The sequence below is a fragment of the Clostridium sp. FS41 genome (genome assembly GCF_000954015.1).
In the GTDB taxonomy this organism is placed as follows: Bacteria; Bacillota; Clostridia; order Lachnospirales; family Lachnospiraceae; genus Enterocloster; species Enterocloster citroniae.
In genome coordinates, this window is sequence record NZ_JYHN01000062.1 from 163,097 (window position 1) to 179,891 (window position 16,795).

At 51.8% G+C, this 16,795-nt stretch carries 15 protein-coding genes and 1 riboswitch; of the genes, 2 read left to right on the forward strand and 13 right to left on the reverse strand.

Annotated elements, in window-relative coordinates; genetic code table 11:
• Positions 1-328: 328 nt before the first annotated feature.
• The 8 genes from CLFS41_RS17355 to CLFS41_RS17390 all read right to left on the reverse strand — a co-directional run bounded on the left by CLFS41_RS17355 (position 329) and on the right by CLFS41_RS17390 (position 7,618).
• Positions 329-1,750, reverse strand: coding sequence for a four-carbon acid sugar kinase family protein (locus CLFS41_RS17355; protein WP_007861750.1), 1,422 nt, complete (start codon positions 1,748-1,750; stop codon positions 329-331).
• A gap of 33 nt (positions 1,751-1,783) precedes the next feature.
• Positions 1,784-2,596: a 3-keto-5-aminohexanoate cleavage protein gene (locus tag CLFS41_RS17360; protein ID WP_045092988.1), complete on the reverse strand. Its 813-nt coding sequence runs from the start codon at positions 2,594-2,596 to the stop codon at positions 1,784-1,786.
• A 70-nt stretch (positions 2,597-2,666) separates the two neighbouring features.
• On the reverse strand, positions 2,667-3,020 hold the full coding sequence (locus CLFS41_RS17365; RefSeq protein WP_045092989.1) for a cupin domain-containing protein: 354 nt from the start codon (positions 3,018-3,020) through the stop codon (positions 2,667-2,669).
• A 179-nt stretch (positions 3,021-3,199) separates the two neighbouring features.
• Positions 3,200-3,940, reverse strand: coding sequence for a GntR family transcriptional regulator (locus CLFS41_RS17370; protein WP_007861753.1), 741 nt, complete (start codon positions 3,938-3,940; stop codon positions 3,200-3,202).
• Between the two features lie 167 nt (positions 3,941-4,107).
• Positions 4,108-5,379 (reverse strand): TRAP transporter large permease, encoded by a 1,272-nt coding sequence (locus CLFS41_RS17375; RefSeq protein WP_045092990.1) that lies wholly within the window; start codon positions 5,377-5,379, stop codon positions 4,108-4,110.
• Between the two features lies 1 nt (position 5,380).
• Positions 5,381-5,863 (reverse strand): TRAP transporter small permease subunit, encoded by a 483-nt coding sequence (locus CLFS41_RS17380; protein WP_007861755.1) that lies wholly within the window; start codon positions 5,861-5,863, stop codon positions 5,381-5,383.
• A gap of 14 nt (positions 5,864-5,877) precedes the next feature.
• Positions 5,878-6,897 (reverse strand): DctP family TRAP transporter solute-binding subunit, encoded by a 1,020-nt coding sequence (locus tag CLFS41_RS17385; RefSeq protein WP_007861756.1) that lies wholly within the window; start codon positions 6,895-6,897, stop codon positions 5,878-5,880.
• Between the two features lie 49 nt (positions 6,898-6,946).
• Positions 6,947-7,618 carry an aspartate/glutamate racemase family protein gene (locus CLFS41_RS17390; protein ID WP_007861758.1) on the reverse strand — a complete coding sequence of 224 codons (672 nt, stop codon included), beginning with the start codon at positions 7,616-7,618 and terminating at the stop codon, positions 6,947-6,949.
• Between the two features lie 214 nt (positions 7,619-7,832).
• Positions 7,833-7,950, forward strand: a riboswitch (FMN riboswitch).
• A 193-nt stretch (positions 7,951-8,143) separates the two neighbouring features.
• On the opposite strand from CLFS41_RS17390, the gene CLFS41_RS17395 reads away from it, so the two are divergent.
• Positions 8,144-8,761 (forward strand): ECF transporter S component, encoded by a 618-nt coding sequence (locus CLFS41_RS17395; RefSeq protein WP_007861771.1) that lies wholly within the window; start codon positions 8,144-8,146, stop codon positions 8,759-8,761.
• A gap of 39 nt (positions 8,762-8,800) precedes the next feature.
• Positions 8,801-9,592 carry a creatininase family protein gene (locus tag CLFS41_RS17400; RefSeq protein ID WP_007861773.1) on the forward strand — a complete coding sequence of 264 codons (792 nt, stop codon included), beginning with the start codon at positions 8,801-8,803 and terminating at the stop codon, positions 9,590-9,592.
• Between the two features lie 4 nt (positions 9,593-9,596).
• Here CLFS41_RS17400 and CLFS41_RS17405 read toward each other — a convergent pair whose 3' ends face one another.
• The 5 genes from CLFS41_RS17405 to CLFS41_RS17425 are packed head-to-tail and all read right to left on the reverse strand — an operon-like array spanning position 9,597 to position 16,785.
• Positions 9,597-11,390, reverse strand: coding sequence for an L-fucose isomerase (locus tag CLFS41_RS17405; RefSeq protein ID WP_045092991.1), 1,794 nt, complete (start codon positions 11,388-11,390; stop codon positions 9,597-9,599).
• Positions 11,391-11,403: 13 nt separating this feature from the next.
• A complete protein-coding gene (locus CLFS41_RS17410) occupies positions 11,404-11,862 on the reverse strand; it encodes a YhcH/YjgK/YiaL family protein (protein ID WP_045092992.1) in 459 nt (152 codons plus the stop codon).
• A 1-nt stretch (position 11,863) separates the two neighbouring features.
• On the reverse strand, positions 11,864-14,956 hold the full coding sequence (locus tag CLFS41_RS17415; RefSeq protein WP_082082621.1) for a glycosyl hydrolase: 3,093 nt from the start codon (positions 14,954-14,956) through the stop codon (positions 11,864-11,866).
• Between the two features lie 43 nt (positions 14,957-14,999).
• Positions 15,000-16,286 (reverse strand): TRAP transporter large permease, encoded by a 1,287-nt coding sequence (locus CLFS41_RS17420; RefSeq protein WP_045092993.1) that lies wholly within the window; start codon positions 16,284-16,286, stop codon positions 15,000-15,002.
• Between the two features lies 1 nt (position 16,287).
• A complete protein-coding gene (locus CLFS41_RS17425; RefSeq protein ID WP_007861784.1) occupies positions 16,288-16,785 on the reverse strand; it encodes a TRAP transporter small permease subunit in 498 nt (165 codons plus the stop codon).
• Positions 16,786-16,795: the final 10 nt, after the last annotated feature.

A 16,795-nucleotide genomic window follows, 5' to 3' on the forward strand; every position in this document is an offset into this window, starting at 1 on the left:
CTGTCCGGGTACATCCTTTTCAGAACGGTTTCATACTGATTCAGAGTATGGATAGAACCACAGTTTAGCACCTCCTCCAGAAACCTGTCATACATCTTCTCTTTCTCCAACAGTTGATATTGTATGATCTGCCCGTTTGGGCATGTCAACAGCTTTTTCCTGACCTTCTGCCACTCTTCCTTTTTACAGACTGATTTTAGTTTCATCACAATATTCAGATTGTACTGCCTGATGTGCCTTAAACCACATGATTTTTTCTTCAAAACAAACAAAACCCATCAGAGAAATCACGCTTCTCCAATGGGTTTTAACTTCTTAATATATCTTACTATCTTCCCATCAATTCCTCCACCGCTTCCCTCAGCGTCTCCGCCTCCCCCACATTTCCGGGGAAAATGACATAGGGCGTACCTGGGAACCGGCTCTCCGGGCCTGTTTTCCACACCGGTATCCCCGGGCGGATCTGTCCCAGGACAGTGGCCTGTCTGACCTTAAGGGCTTTGGTCCCCACATCGCTGGATGTGATCCCTCCCTTTGCCACCACAAACGCGGGAGTGACTTTTAACCGTCCTACCAGTGACTGTACCGCATCCGATATCCGGACCGACCTCAAAAGCGCTGCCTCGGGACTGTCACTTTCCAGGGAAAGCAGCTTCCGCTTTGTATATACCACTGCTGTCACGCCCTGCTCCAGCAATTCCTCCTCATGCATGAGGACAGTGTTTATTTCCTCCTGGAATTTAGCCTCATCCAGAACCAGGTCGGAGTTAAATTCGATCATCTCAATTCCAGGCACCTGCCTTAAGGCCTCCAGCTGGATGGTGGTCTTTTTTGTGTGGGAGCCTACCACAATGATCCCCCCGGTTTTCCGGTCCTCTTCCACCATCTCATCCCTGGTGAGCAGGGGCCGGTCACTGACCGCTCCAAACTCCTTTACAAAACCGGCGGCTGTGCGCAGCATAAACCTGTGTCCATGATCCATGGCATTGTAAAGAGCAATGCAGAATACCTTCAGGTCACATGCATCCGCAGCATTGACCACAATTTTCCCAAAATCCCTGAGAGACAGGAGTTTTTGGGTAATTCCATCGTAATCCAGGCTGCGCAGTTCCTCCAGGGAAACGCTCAACACATCAGCGGCCCTGTATCTGCCCTCTGTCTTTTCCTCCACATATTCCCTCAGATCAGAGGAATGGTATCCAAAGGTCTTATCGCCTGCAAACTCCGTCTCCCCTGCCGGTACCAGCTGCTCCCCATACTTTACATAGTGTATGTTGTCAATGGTAAAACGGCCGCCCTCCTTAAAATACGGGCAGATGATCTCACCGTCCACAGGTTTTCCCCTATGGCTCTCCTCCACCCGGGCAAGGAGCTCTGTCTCCAGGGGATAGTGTCCCCTCAGGGTGGAATCTCCCCTGCTGACAATCACATAATCGATTCCCGTCTCCTCAGACACCTTTGCCACGGTCTCCCCGATCTCCACATGGGCCCTGGTGGTCTGCTCCACTGTAAAGCCCCTGGAATTGGTCAGTATGTAAAAGAGTTTGTTCTCCTCCTCAAAGCCCTTTTTTACACTTTCATAGGACCAGTCCGTATACACGGAAATGCCGTGTACCGTCTGTACCCCGGTAGGGTCGTCATCCAACACTACAATCTTATGCCGGTCCTCCCGGCATCTGGTTTCCAGTAAAGCCTGGACAGCACCGCAGTCGATCTGAGGGTACTGTTTTAACACATCTGCATCCAGCATATTTGTCTTCCTCTCTTCCCCGGTATAGATTTCCTATCTTCCTATACCAAAAAACTCCCTGGCTTCACCAGGCGTCATGGGTTCCTTATCCATGGCCCGCAGCATCCGCACCGTCTTTGCAACAAGGGGCGCATTGGTATCCGCCTGCGTTACGGCATTCAGATAATTGCTGTCCTCAAAGCCGATCCTCACCGTCTTGGCCCCCATTCCGACTGCTCCGGCCAAAAGGGAAAAATCCCTTCGGTTTGCCTGCGTGATGCCCCAGATCGTGCCTGCGGGGATCATCTGGATCATGGCTGCCAATGCCTGTGGGGTGGCGGGCGCTTCCCCCTCATGCCCCAGCACAACACTGAACAGTACCGGGTCCGCAAACTCATATTTTTTCATCAGCTGCGTCATGGCCCAGGTATGTCCGATCTCAAAGGTCTCCACCTCAGGCGTCTTTTTCTGTTTCAGCATTTCCCTGACGCAGTATTCCACATCATCCATGGGATTGCAGTAAACGGCCTTTCCCAGGTTGGTGGAGCCCACATTCAGGGAGCACGCCTCCACAAGGCCAGAGTACAGCGGGGCACACCGCTCCTCAATGGTCAGGTCAGAAACACCGCCTGTGGACACCTCGATCACAATATCCGAATCCCTTCTTATCATGGCCAGTGTCTCTTCCAACAATGTCATATCCTTGGTCAGGTTCCCCTCCCTGTCCCTCACATGCAGGTGCACCATGGCGGCCCCTGCCTTATAGCATTCATATACATCTTCTGCAATCTTTTCCGGTATGATCACCTTGTCCGTGGCCGCCACCGGGGCAACGTTTACAAGGACCTTTTGTTCCATATCTTTCATGGTCATTCTCCCTATCCTTTTACATCATTTATAGCGTTCATGTCTTTCTCTATGCCCTCTGTTCTCTGGTCTAGGCGTAAAGGACCTGTGCAATGAGTACCAAAGGCTCCGTTCCCTCCTGGGCGATCCCATGGGTATCCCCCGGCTGGGCCGCGATCATATCCCCGGCCTCCAGATGCTGCTCCTGCCCGTTGACCGTGTGCACCGCCTTTCCGCTGATAATCACCATGGTCTCCATCTCGCCTTCATGGGTGTGCATCCCAATGGAAACACCCGGGTTTAAGATGTGGCGCACATAGGCCCTTCCCTTTCCCATCATTTCTTCCGGTGCGCAGAGAAGCTTTTCCATTTTGACGGTTCCCTTGCCGCCCATGCATCCCTCTATGGGGACTGTTTCCAGTTCACATTTTTTTCTGTATATCATATCCTGCCTCCAAGTTTCATTTTCATTTTGTTTCTATCCTGGTAAATAAAAAGCGGCTGCTGCATTACCGACCTTCACAGCGACCTTCACGCCCACAGTCATCCTTTGCAGCAACCGCCAGCCGGCGCCCCACTGTCTCAGACCCGGTGCATTGCCATGCTGTTACCATTCACGATCATTCACGATTCATCTTTTACTTTTGCCCAGTACTGGTAATGCTCCTCCACAATCCCGTAGATCCCCGCGGCATCCCTGTCCTGCAAAAGCTTTACGATCCTGCGGTGCATATCCAGAAAGTTCTCAACATCCCCTGCCTGGAATATCTGGTCTATGGTAGACATGCGGGAACGGCGTGTGATCTTATCCACGTAATTGCAGATGGACTGGAGCATCACATTCTCCGTAATCCCCACAATGGCCATATGGAACTGCACATCCGCCTCAAACAGGTTCTTCACCTGGGGCATATCCATATGGGCCTGGCGCTCCAGCTCCTCCATGGCATGTTCGATGGCTTCCATCTGGGACTTTTCCAGTTCCCTGGACTTTAATTTGTCCACGGCCAGCTGAAGAAGCCCCACGTCAATTACTTTGCGCAGCTCCACGATCTGCTTGGTGGAATCCTTTTGTAAAATGATCCCGTACAGTACGGGATAGATCATCTTACTGTCATACTCCTGGCTCACAAAAGTACCTTCCGCCCGCTTGATATGTACCACGCCGTAAGCCTCCAGCACCTTAATGGCTTCCCTGACCGAATTTCTTCCCACTCCCATGGACTCCGACAATTCTGCCTCTGTGGGGATCTTATCTCCCGGGTTAAGTTCTCCATTTATAATAGCATTGGTAATGTTATCTACAATCTTATTTACAACCGACTGTCCTCCGACAGCTTCCTTTAAAAAACTGGTTTTCTCCATGCTGAACCTCCTTTGCTGCAAACGCGTCAGCCTGCCTGCTGCGGCCGCTTACGCGGGATGTATACCGTCCTGGTCCGGTAAGCTTCCCTGCTAACCGGCCGGGCGGCCCACTTATCCATAAGTATACATCATATGTTGGTTCAGCGCAATCTTACGTTAAAATACTGTTATGAAGGAATCAGGCAGAGACTCAGCGCCGGTATGTATGTGATGGCAAACAGGGCAATCAGCGACATCAGCAGCAACGGCACCATTTTCCGGCAGATCACCTCGAATTTCACCTTTCCGATGTCCGCGGCCACATACAGGTTTGGCCCTACGGGAGGTGTCACCTGGCCGATGGACAGGTTCAGCACCAGGATCACGCCCAGTTGGATCATGTTGATATCCAGAGACTTGGCAATGGGCATGATGATGGGGACCAGGATATAAAGGGCGCTGGTGTTGTCCATTACGCAGCCGGCACACAGGAACACAATATTGATGATAAACAGCATAATATACTTGTTATCCGTAAGGGCCAGGGCCATCTCCGTAAGGTTAGCGGCTATGCCCTGCTGGGTCAGTACCCAGGAGAAGATACCTGCGTTCATGATGATCAGCAGGATCATGCCCGTTGTCTTGGCGGTTGAGAACAGCGTCTCCTTCAGTTCCTTAAAGCGCAGTTCCCTATAGACAAAGATCCCCACGATCAGGCTGTACACAACGGCAACGGCCGCTGCCTCGGTGGGTGTAAACAGCCCTGAATAGATGCCTCCCAGTACAATGACCGGGCTTAACAGCCCCCACACCGTGTCTAAAAACAGCCTTCCGATCTCCTTGGCGGACGCCCTCTTTGTCTCGCCCTTCCACCCATGCTTTTTGGACTGGATAAAGACCATGATACAGAGTACAAACCCGAATATCAGTCCCGGCACAATACCGGAAAGGAACAGATCCCCTATGGATTCACCGGTGATCATGCCATAGATGATAAAAGTGATGCTGGGCGGGATCACGGTTCCCAGGGAGCCGGATATGGCGGAAAGGGCGCTGGAAAATCCTGCGTCATACCCCTGCTTTACCATGGCAGGTATCAGGATGGAACCCATGGCAGCAACCGTGGCCGTACCGGAGCCGGATATGGCTGCAAAGAACAGGGCTGCCACCACTGCCACGTACCCAAGTCCACCGTGAACCGGCCCGATGATGCTGTCCGCCAGGTTGATCAGGCGCTTGGAAATGCCGCCTTTATCCATGATCGCCCCCGCAAGCACAAACAAAGGGATGGTAAGGAGGGAAAACTTCTGCACCGTGGCCTGCATCATGGACGGAATCACCCCCAAGGGCGCTCCCGAGAACAGGAGGGTGAGGGCGCTGGATACTCCCAGCACAATGGCAATGGGAATGCCAAGGACGATCATCACTGCCATGGAACCAAAAAGAATTGCTGCTGACATACTATTCTCCCTCCTTTGCTAACCTGATCTCATACTGTACCATACGGATAATGGAACACACGGCCGACAGGGGAATGGCGATCCCGATGGTCCACTGGGGCATCTCCAGGACGCCGGTCAGCAGATTGTAATGATACTGCCTGTAAACCATCTGGATTCCCCATATGATCCAGATCCCATAATTGGCCGTACACAGCAAAAGCCGGCACATACGGTAAGTTCTTCGGGCCGCGCCCTGAAACTTATCTGTGAGATAATTAAACCCCATATGGGAATCTGTCTTAAACACACTGGCAGCTGCCAGGCAGCACACCCACACAAACATGGTGGTCACCAGTTCCTGGGTAAATGACATGTTAAACCAGGAGATCTTTCTGGAAAATACATTCATAAACGTAACCAGGGTCATGATAAGCAGTGCAGCGGAGCACAGGTATTCCTCAAAGTTCTCCCAGAAATCCTTTAATAAGCCTTTTTCCTTCATAACGTTCCTCCTCGTTATTCTTTGTAACCGCCGGTGAACAGATCGATCACATCCTGTCCCACTGACTGGGCGTAATCATCATAAATGCCGGCGCAGGCTTTCTGGAACTCCGCCTTCTGTTCATCCGTCAGCGCTGTGATGGTTGTCCCGCCGTCCCTCAGTTTCTGGATAATGGCCTCCTCGTTTTGCGCCAGGTACTCATTCCCCCAGTCCAGGGCCTCTGTTGCACACTCTTTTACCAGGGCCTGGTCCTCCGGCGACAGCTTCTCCATGGTCCTCTGGCTCATCACCCAGATGGTGGTATCCCTGACACCGTCCCACAAAGTTACATACTGCTGAACTTCCGCAAACTTGGAGGAATCAAACACGGCAATGGGATTCTCCTGTCCGTCAATGGTCTTTTGCTGAAGGGAGGTATATACTTCTGAGAAATCCATGGCCGTGGGGTTTGCCCCAAAATAATTCCTGTAAAGATCAATGAAAATATTGGCGCCCGGCACACGGATGTTCATCCCCTTTAAATCTTCCGGTTTTGTGATCTCTTTTTTGCTGTTGGAAATCTGTCTGGAACCTGCGTTGTTGATCCCCAGCATCTCCATCTCCAGGTCGTTGCACCACCCGTTTACCACCTGATAGACCTTCTCACTGTGGCAGAAAGCCAGCAGGTCATCTGAGTTGGGAAACAGGAAGGGGAGCCAGAAGGAGTAAAACTTCTTATCATAGTTGGCAATATTAGGCGGCGCGCAGGAATGGATGTCGATATTGCCCGCCTGTACCAGTTCAATGGCCTTTGTCAGGTCGCCGCCTGAAAGGCCGCAGTTGGAATATATGTTAACCTCGATCCGTCCGTTGCTTTTCTCCTGCACCAACCGCTTAAACTCCTGGGCTGTCAGGTCGCTGATGGATCCCGGGCTTTGGGTGTGTGTAAAATGAAGTACCACTTTCTTGTCCTGGGCCGAGCCGCAGGCTGTCATGGAGCAGATCAGGGCTGCGGCGCATATGACTGCAGCTGTCCTTTTTAACCTTTTAAACATGCTTCCCTCTCCTTTCGTTACGAGCACTTAAAGACCGCATTCCGGCCCCTTACAGCAATCCCTTTCTCACAAGCGCATCTTTTAAAGCGGCCGCCCCAAACCTGGGACTGGATAGTACTACTTTACCATACTTTTCATGAATATACTCTTCACAGTATGCCATGGACCCCTGGGCAAAGAGGATCACATCCACCTGGTCCGCGATCTCCCCTGCATACCGGCTCATCAGGGCCTTAAACTGCTCCTGGTCAAGGCCGAACGCCCCGTCCACCAGTGCATCCACCAGCTCCACCCGGCGGTTCATCTCCCTGGCAACCCGCAGTATGGTATTCTTGGTTGGGTTTAATGTGGTTGGAAGGGTGGCCATAACGCCGATCCTTCTGCCCTGCCTCACCGCCTCCCTGCACATCTCCTCATCCACTCGGACAATGGGGATACCTGTAAACCTGCCGATATCCTGGGCCGCATCCGCCACTTCTCCCACGGATGAACACAGGTTCAGGACCGCGTCCGCTCCCTCCGTAACCGCCTTCATATACATCCCCACCAGCCGGGCTGCGGGAGGGGCCGTCACATAACCCGCATCCCTGACTTCCGCCAGAATGGAGGGGTCCTGATAGCTTGCAACCTCCGTATCCGCCGGGAGCGCTGCCCCTACTTCCTTTTCCACCAGCTCAATCAGTTCAGGTGTTGTACTTGTGTAAACCAATGCCACTTTCATGATGATCCTCCTTTGATCCCTGTCCTTTTTTCTATATATCCTACATCCTACGTTCTATGTTTCATGTCATTAATATACTACATCCTACGTTGGTTGTAAACAGTGATTCTGCACATCATTACAAAAAGAAAATTGTGCAGTTTTTCCAAACGAACTCCCTGTAACCCCATTGACTTCCGAGGCCATTTGTGCTACGCTAAAATAAGCAAATGAATAAGTTCTTCGGGGCAGGGTGTGATTCCCTACCGGCGGTATAGTCCGCGACCCGCTTAGGCGGTTGATTTGGTGAGATTCCAAAACCGACAGTATAGTCTGGATGAGAGAAGGCGATTGAATTCATATGGATAATGAAGCATATGCCGTTATTTATATTGAATTGTTTATGACTCCCAGGCCCCTATGGCTCTGGGTTTTTTGATGTAAAGACGTGCCGCGCAGCTTTATGATCCAACGGTTTAACAAGGTTTTACCAAAGGACTTGTTTCATTGCAAAACATCTGATATTGAATTTAAGGAGGTTATGTTATGAAATCAAAGTGGAGTATTCAGAAACTGATCTACACCGGCATGCTGGCAGCCATAGCAGGCGCCCTCATGTCCCTGGAATTTTCCGTTCCCCTGATGCCGCCTTTTTACAAGGTGGATTTCAGCGATGTCCCATCCATCATGGCCCTGTTCATGTTCGGCCCTGCTTCCGCCGCCTGGGTGGAGATCATCAAGATCCTTATTAAGCTTATAACCGTGGGAACAAATTCCATGTACGTTGGCGAACTGTCCAACCTGATCGGAGTGGCCCTGTTTGTCCTTCCATTATGGGCGGTATATAACAAGATGGGCAAAAGCCGCAAAGCTGCCGTCACAGGACTGGCTGCCAGTATTGTTGTGAGGACCGCCTTTGCCTGTTTCTGCAACGCATTCATCACCCTGCCCCTGTACGCAAAGGCAATGGGTGTATCCCTTGACAGCGTGGTTTCCATGGTGGCTTCCGTAAACCCGGCCATCACCAACCTGACCACCTTCATTGTCATGGCCACCATCCCCTTTAATATCCTGAAGCTGGGGTTAAATTATTTTGTGGGATATCTGCTGTATAACCGTCTGAAGGCCGTCTATCCGGCCCTGAAACCGGCGAACCAGCACTAGAGCGAATGGGAATGGATGTTCAGGAGGATGTTGCAGAATATGATTAGAAATTACAGTGAACTTACAAGACTTGAGATGGAACAAATTGACAGGGAGGAGACCATTGTCCTCATCCCCCTGGGCGCCCTGGAACAGCACGGGAACCAGGCTCCCCTGGGCACGGATGACATCATTGCCCAGGCAATGACGGAGTATCTGAAAAAGGCGTTGGAAGCCCAGGACCCGGACTTCCCCATGCTCATATTCCCGGTCATCCCCGTGGGGCTCAGCACTGAGCACAGGAATTTCTGCGGTTCCGTCACCTTAAAGCCGGATACCTACTACCACATGCTGTATGACATATGCGCCAGCCTGGCCCACCATGGCTTCAAAAAACTGGCCCTCCTTGTCTGCCATGGAGGAAATGCCCCCATTGCACAGGTTCTGAGCCGCGAGCTGAGAAGTGAACTGGGGATCTCCCCCTTTATCCTGTCCTCCGGTGCCTTCAGCCATCCTGATGTAAAGGCCACCGTTTCGGAAGGAAATATATGGGATTTCCATGGCGGCGAGATGGAGACTTCCATGGTCATGGCCGTGGACCCGTCCCTTGTAAAGCTTGAGACCTCAGAACCAGGCATTCCGGCAGCCTTTAAAGACAATCAGTCCCTGCAGCCCTATGGCCCCGTATCCATCGGCTGGGTATCGGAGGACTGGAAAACAGCGGAGGGAAAACCCATCGGCATTGGGGGCGATCCCTCCGGTGCCACAGCTGAAAAAGGAAGGATCATCCTGCAGACCAGCGCCAATGTTCTGGTGCCCGGCCTGCTGGAGATCCGAAACTGGAAAAACTGATCTGTTATTTGTATAATGGCCCGTAAGCGGCGCAGGCCCTGAAATCCTGCCCCTCTTTATCCATCCCGTATGCGTTCCAGCATGCGGGACGGAATATGGTTTCCTCCGGCACATTGTGCATGCATACAGGAATGCGCAGCATGGAGCAGAGGGAAATGACGTCCGCTCCCACATGGCCATAGCTGATGGCGCCATGGTTGGCTCCCCAGTTATTCATCACATCATAGGCGCTTTTAAAGACGCCCGCCGGTGTTGTCCTGGGTGCAAACCAGGTACAGGGCCAGGTGTAATCCGTCCGTTTCCATATCACATCCGAAACCTCTTTTGGAAGCTCCACGCTCCATCCTTCTGCAATCTGTACCACCGGACCGATCCCTTTTATTATGTTCAGCCGGATCATGGTCATAGGCATCTCGCATTTAGTCTCAAAGCGTGAAGAATAGCCTCCTCCCCGGAAGTATCCCAGATCCGCCTCACACCAGGTTGTGGCCTTCAGGCAGGCATCCACGTCCTCCTTTGACATTTCCCAGAAAGGTTTGATCACCGGTTTTCCCGATCCATCCCTTGCCTCTGCGCATGCATCCAGACAGCAGGCCCCGGAATTGATCAGATGGATGAAACCGTCAGCCTCCTTTGCATGTCCTTCCAGTTCATATCCCGTAACCCGTCTGACCCCATCCCCCGACCAGCAGGTGCGCACATCGGCAAACATCTGGGCGCGGTTTGTCAGAAGTTTTAAGAACAGCATACTGGCCCCGTTTAACGTATCATTTTCTGTGGCCAGGATATACGGTTCGCGGGCTCCGTTCCAGTCAAAGGAGGAGTTGAGGATCGCTTCCGGGAAATCCGTATTGGGAAGATAATCCGTCCACTGCCTCTGCCCCTGAAAACCGGCTGCCAGTGCATTGTGGCCCAGCATCTCCTCTGAACAGCCCTGTGCAAGTCTTTTGTTTCCGTTCATCAGATCCTTGATTACCAGGGCGCATTTCACTGTAAATTCCCAGTTTTTCTCCTTCTGCTCCCTGGTATGCCTTGCATGTTCCGGATTCTTGTCAAACCCTTCCGGGCACTTTTCCTTGGTCCATGCCAGGGCCTTCTCATATTCCTTCTGATCGTAGATCTCCAGTTCGATCCGGCGCAGCACCTCTACCTCATCCACGGATTCCACCCTCATACCCAGATATTCCTCAAAAAAGTCAGGGTCAATGGCGGAACCGGAAATACCCATGCAGGCAGCGCCGATCTGCAGGTAGGATTTTCCTCTCATGGTGGCTGCGGCCACTGCGGCACGTCCGAAACGCAGAAGCTTCTCCTGCACGTCCCTTGGGATCTCTGTGTCATCCGCATCCTGTACATCCTTCCCATAGATTCCAAAAGCGGGCAGCCCCTTTCTCCCGTATCCGGCCAGCACAGAGGCCAGATAAACGGCCCCGGGGCGCTCTGTGGCATTCAGGCCCCACACACCTTTGATCGTCATGGGGTCCATATCCATGGTCTCGGACCCGTAACACCAGCAGGGGGTTACGGAAAGGGTAATATCCACCCCTTCCTTTTTGAACTTCTCCGCACATGCAGCGCTCTCCGCCACACGTCCAATGGTCTGGTCCGCAATGATCACTCTCACCGGACTGCCGTCCGTATATTTTAAATTCGTTTCCAGCAGCTGCTTTGCCGCCTGGGCCATTGCCATGGTCTGTCCCTCAAGGGAGCCCCTCACATCCAGAATCCCCTTTCTGGCATCTATGATGGGACGGATGCCGATCACCGGGTAATCTCCTATCAATCTCTTTTCCGACATTACATATCCTCCTTTAGATCATTTTAATTTTAAATACCACCTTTATCACATCACAGCTGTTCAGATACGTTATGCAGGGCATATGGGCGTCCTGGGGTTCGTAGTATCCGAACATTCCGCTTTTTAAGACATCCGCACCGCTGTCCCTTCTGGGTTCATAAAAGAGGATGTCTTCCTCCGGAGTACGGTCCTCCGCAAGCACCAGTTCCTCCACACGGTCCGTATAGATCATCTCTTCCCCTTTGTGGATATACTGCAGGTCCGCGTATTTTTTATGTGATTCCATGCGTGAAGAATCCTTGTCCCTGGTATGGTACTTCTGGACAAGGGCAATGAGTGTGTCCTCCCTCAGCACATACCGTCCTTCCTCCAACTCCTGCATATCCAGCGCTTTGATAAACTCCTCAATTTCCTTTTGGTATTTTTCAAGCTGCGGATAGCTTCCCAGGTTTTCAATTTTATCAGTCACCATCTTACACCTCATATAATGTTATTTGTTCCATCAGCCCGTAGGGTTCCAGCACATAGCCGCTGCAGTGGTACATTCCTTCTGTCCGGAAATCCTTCCAGCTGATCCTGGTGCAGCCGGTGTATGCCTGATGGAAAGGACCAAACATGTTTCTGGGGCTTCCCACCACCTCAATATCCAGATGGTTTTCCTTTTCCCCCAGATGATCCGTAATATCCAGATCCCTGTAGCACTTGCCCATGAGATATCCTGCCTTTTTACCGTTTACCAGTATTCCTGCCAGTGTTCCCCTGTATTGGCCCAGATGGAGTATGATCCGTTTGCTGTCTTTCATTTTCCCCGGCAGGTCAAAATGGTAGACCATGCTGCCTGCATAATGGTAATATCCCTGGAAACACCAGTCTCCAAAATGGATCCGTTCCGGTTCTGCGGTAATGGCTCTCTGTGGATTCACACCAAAATCACCTATGATATAACTGTCTTCCAGTTCCACCTTCCGGCCGTATTTCCCGGTTATCTCAAGGATGTTTTTTCCGGTTTTTAATCCATTCAGCCGAATCTTTTTCATATCACGGTCCATAAAATATCCGTCTGCCAATTCACATCCCATACCGTTGCAGGTTACCAAATAGCCCTCCGGCTTTTCGATCACCCCATAACATACCGTTTCCGGCAGGGCTTCCACTGAAAACTCAAACCGCAGGGCAAATGCAGTACCGTCCGTTTTGCAGGGATCATTGATCCACATGTATCTTTGGGGCGCTCCGTTGTAATATACCTGCTGCATGTTAAGCTGTTCCCTGATCCGGCGCTGGGCCTGCCACACCTCCATTTCATCCGACCACTCTCCATGGTCCAGGCAATAGCGGCAACGGTCCAGGGTCAGTACATTGGGAGCGGTCCGGGAAAACGCCGCCTCCGGCCCCAGTGCGGCAAAAACAGGATCCGTATAATGGGGATGGCGGTATGGAAATGCCTGTTTCCCCTCTTTGGGCGCTTCTTTGGTATGGATCAGATAGATCCTGCTCATGGCGGGGCGGAATGTATCCACAAACGCCATGCCGGCGCCGGATCGTTCCACCTCTTTTTCCCACTTTTCCCCGGTCCATAAATCTAACACTTCCACTTTGCCCCGGACTGATAAGGAAAACGTGACGGGATGTTCCCCCTCCCGGTCATGATTGACCGCAAACACCAGGTATCCGTCCTCTGTTTTCCTCAGCATGGTAAGGATCTGCGTATCCTCCCCGCCCTCCTTTTTTTCCACCCGCACTTCCCTGGGCTGTACCTGTTCCAGTACTCCTAACAGTTCTTCAAAGGATGTGCACCTGAAAATGGGCGCGTTTCCAAATACATGTTCCGCCAGACAGCCGGGCCTTCCCTCAATCATGCGCGGAAATGCTCCCACCCAGATGAGACGGCCTCCCGCCTTTACAAATCCTTCCAAAAGATCCACTGTGGTCTTAAACAGGGACAAAACCCCGGGCACCACCACTGTGTCATACCTGCGGATGCCCACCCGCAGCATTTTGTTGTCAACCGATGCATTTTCCCCCAGGATGATCTCATCTCCAAAATCAAAATCCCAGTGGGCTCCCAACAGCATGTTTGCCAGCCGGTTATACTCCTCACCCAAGCGGTTCAGATCCGTAATATGGCTGTCCAGCCATCCCATATTCATCTCTATGTGGTCCAGATCCTCCTCCGGGCTGCTTTTACACATGGTCCACAGCGAGGTAATGGGATGAAGTACCAAAACATGCCTTACCACCTCCCCCGTGGTGACACATGCGGACAGGCGGGCAAAATATGTTTCCATCAGATGGTTGTGCTCCCACCAGGTTGTCTGGTAGTTAAACACAGGAGGATAATCCCTTTTCCTGCATCCTGTGATGGAATACTGGGCCAGATGCTGGCACCTTCTGGTCACTCCCATTACAAACTGCCAGTCTCCCAGCCACTTCTGACCCTCGAAGGTGAACTCCCACCCCGTACAGCCATAAGTCTCTGAGAGAACCATGGTGCGTCCATATTGGTTCGCCACACTGGTGCACTGCTTTACGGTGAGATACTCCCGGGTCTGTTCCCCCAGGATATCGATCCCCGGGCAATGCATGAACCGGTACAAAGGCATGGCCGCGCCGCAGACCCGGATGTTATAGCCCAGATCATTTTCATACAGCACATGCCCTGTCATGGACAGGCTGTTTTCATCGCACCACTGATACAGCTGCTTCATGTAACTCTCGGAGAAAAGCTCCGTGACCGTGCGCCAGTAATCGTGGCGGATCCTGCTGCTCTCCTTGCCTTCTATAAACAGATAGGGCAGATATTCCATGGGGCTGTAACCCCTTTTTTCCTCAAATACCCGGGGGAAATCTTCCGTCCACACAAGCCAGGGCCGTCCCTTTGTAAATACACTGAAAAAATCACAGCAGTTGGGCTCGTCTGTGAAAAAACCTTTGATCCGTTTTCCAAATTCTGCTCCAAACCGCTGCTTATACCGGCCGTGGGTCATTTGTATAAATTCACTCACCGCCTGGGGGTTCAGGTTATCCGTGGGGGCGTATCCGTTGTACCATTCGCTGGCGCCGGAACGCTCCATCCTCAGGACCAGGACCATCCCCTCCACCACGTTGTCATAGATTCCCAGGATCTTCCCGTCCACAGCTGCTTCTTCCCCGGAAAGCCCCAGGCTTCCGGCCTCTTTACAGGGCAGGATCTCCGGGGGCAGGATCTCCAGGGTAAGTCCCTTGGCGGCGTATTGGTCCGGATTCCTGCGGCTGACCATTCCCCCGGCAGAACCGGAGGGCCACTTATCCTCATCATAGATCCAGACCTCCAGATCCTCCTCCGATGCCTTGTCCACGCACAGTGCCAGCGCATCCATCCATTCCCCGGAGAGGTATGGGGTCTCCAGCCCCTCTCTGGAATGGACAAAGAAACCGCCCATTCCTTCTTTCTTCATCTCACCGATCTGAAACTCCAGATTCTCCCGGTCAAGGAAGGCGTTCCACCCCCAAAAGGGGGCGCTCCTGAACTCTTTGTCCGGATGTTCCCATTGAGCCAGGAGCGTATGTAAGTCTGCTATCTTCATCTGCGTTATGCCTCCCAGGCTTTATTTCCAAACATCTGTCCATTTACATAAATGTATTTGGAATAAACAGTATGATATCGGGTACATAGGTCACAAGGAACAGCAATCCGATCATGATCAGCACCATGGGCAGGATCTCCCTTATGACACCGGCGATCCTGGTTTTCCCCAGTCCGGCTACAATAAACAGCAGCATGCCAAAGGGCGGGGTGGATAGCCCGATCATCATATTCAGGCAGATCACAACGCCAAAGTGGACCAGGTCGATCCCAAACGCCTTAACCAGCGGAAGCACCATGGGGACAAATACCAGCTGGATCGTACTCACATCCAGCACACAGCCCAGGAGCAAAAATACAATGTTGACCACAAACAGGAAAATGTATTTGTTGTCCGTGATTCCTGTAACAACCGTTGCCACAGCTGCCGGAACCTGCTCCAGTGAAATGATATAGGAGAACAGCATGGAGGTTCCGCACAAAAGCGCCAGGGCAGCTGTATTGGCAGCGGATTTCCTGATGATACCAATCAGTTTCTTAAGACCAAGGGTACGGTAGATCAGCAGGGAGATAAGAAGGGCGTAGGCGGAGGCGATGGCGCCGGCTTCCGTGGGTGTGCACACGCCTGTATAGATGCCTCCCAGAAGAAGAATAACTGTAAACAGGGCCGGAAACGCAATAATGGTGGCTTTCCCAAACTGGCGCAGGGTCATCACCACACCGGCAGGATAATTGCGCTTGTGGGAAATGTATGCCACATAGATCATCAGTAAAACTGCCAGCAGTACCCCCGGAACCATGCCTCCCATAAAAAGCTTGCCCACCGATGCCCCGGACAGCATGGCGTAAATGACCATGGGAATGGACGGCGGGAAAATGGGTCCGATGGTGGCGGACGCCGCGGTAATGGCGCAGCTGAACTCCGGGTCATACCCCTCTTTTTTCATCTGCTCGATCTCCATCAGGCCGATGCCGGAAGCATCCGCTATGGCCGATCCTGTCATTCCCGAGAAGATAAGGGAGATAAATACGTTGACCTGGGCCGTACCGCCCTTCAGGCGCCCCAGCAGGCCGTTGCAGAATGAAAACAGTTTGTCGGTGACCTCCCCCTCGTTAAGCACATTGGCCATAAAGATAAACAGGGGAGCCGCCAGCATGGTATAATTGGAAAACATATTTCCGGTTATGACGGTAAATACCTGCCCCACCTTATCAGGCGCTGCAAGCAGATAATAGGTAATTGACGCTGCAAGCATGGAAAATGATACCGGCATACGGATAATGAAACAAATTGCAAGTACAACAAATAACATGATAATAGGAATATTCATTTTATGCCGCCCCTTCCTTGATCTGCTTATAATCCTTTACGGTTTTTACGATATTGATGACAGTGCGCACGATCACCTCTGCCAGCATGTACACAAAGGGAGCGAATACCACTGTGTAGGGCAGTTTAAGCACTCCTGTCACCATCTGCCTGCCCAGCAGGGCCTGTACGCACGGGACAAAACAAAACAGCAGAAGGGCCAGCAGGAAAATGTTATAGACCATTTTGCACATGAATTGCCCAAAAGGCTTTAATGTATCGTAGACCAGTCCAAACACTACGTGTTCGTCCGCTTCAATTGCCTTACCCACGCCGAAAAACATGGTCCACATATATCCCAGAACGGACACTTCATAACTCCAGGTCACCGCGCTTCTGAAAAAATACCTGGAACAGATGGAGATCATAAATGTGATGAATATCATTATAAACGATATGCTGGGCACAACGATCCCCATGAAATCCACCACGGCTTTTCCCGCCTTTTTCAAGTTATCCAAAATAAATCCT

Bases quoted from the DNA above. Each gene is read 5' to 3' on its own strand.
- CLFS41_RS17405 (WP_045092991.1), bottom strand. From the start codon at position 11,390: ATGTCGGAAAAGAGATTGATAGGAGATTACCCGGTGATCGGCATCCGT.
- CLFS41_RS17415 (WP_082082621.1), bottom strand. From the start codon at position 14,956: ATGAAGATAGCAGACTTACATACGCTCCTGGCTCAATGGGAACATCCG.
- CLFS41_RS17410 (WP_045092992.1), bottom strand. From the start codon at position 11,862: ATGGTGACTGATAAAATTGAAAACCTGGGAAGCTATCCGCAGCTTGAA.
- CLFS41_RS17360 (WP_045092988.1), bottom strand. From the start codon at position 2,596: ATGAAAGATATGGAACAAAAGGTCCTTGTAAACGTTGCCCCGGTGGCG.
- CLFS41_RS17365 (WP_045092989.1), bottom strand. From the start codon at position 3,020: ATGATATACAGAAAAAAATGTGAACTGGAAACAGTCCCCATAGAGGGA.
- CLFS41_RS17385 (WP_007861756.1), bottom strand. From the start codon at position 6,897: ATGTTTAAAAGGTTAAAAAGGACAGCTGCAGTCATATGCGCCGCAGCC.
- CLFS41_RS17380 (WP_007861755.1), bottom strand. From the start codon at position 5,863: ATGAAGGAAAAAGGCTTATTAAAGGATTTCTGGGAGAACTTTGAGGAA.
- CLFS41_RS17375 (WP_045092990.1), bottom strand. From the start codon at position 5,379: ATGTCAGCAGCAATTCTTTTTGGTTCCATGGCAGTGATGATCGTCCTT.
- CLFS41_RS17395 (WP_007861771.1), top strand. From the start codon at position 8,144: ATGAAATCAAAGTGGAGTATTCAGAAACTGATCTACACCGGCATGCTG.
- CLFS41_RS17390 (WP_007861758.1), bottom strand. From the start codon at position 7,618: ATGAAAGTGGCATTGGTTTACACAAGTACAACACCTGAACTGATTGAG.
- CLFS41_RS17420 (WP_045092993.1), bottom strand. From the start codon at position 16,286: ATGAATATTCCTATTATCATGTTATTTGTTGTACTTGCAATTTGTTTC.
- CLFS41_RS17355 (WP_007861750.1), bottom strand. From the start codon at position 1,750: ATGCTGGATGCAGATGTGTTAAAACAGTACCCTCAGATCGACTGCGGT.
- CLFS41_RS17400 (WP_007861773.1), top strand. From the start codon at position 8,801: ATGATTAGAAATTACAGTGAACTTACAAGACTTGAGATGGAACAAATT.
- CLFS41_RS17370 (WP_007861753.1), bottom strand. From the start codon at position 3,940: ATGGAGAAAACCAGTTTTTTAAAGGAAGCTGTCGGAGGACAGTCGGTT.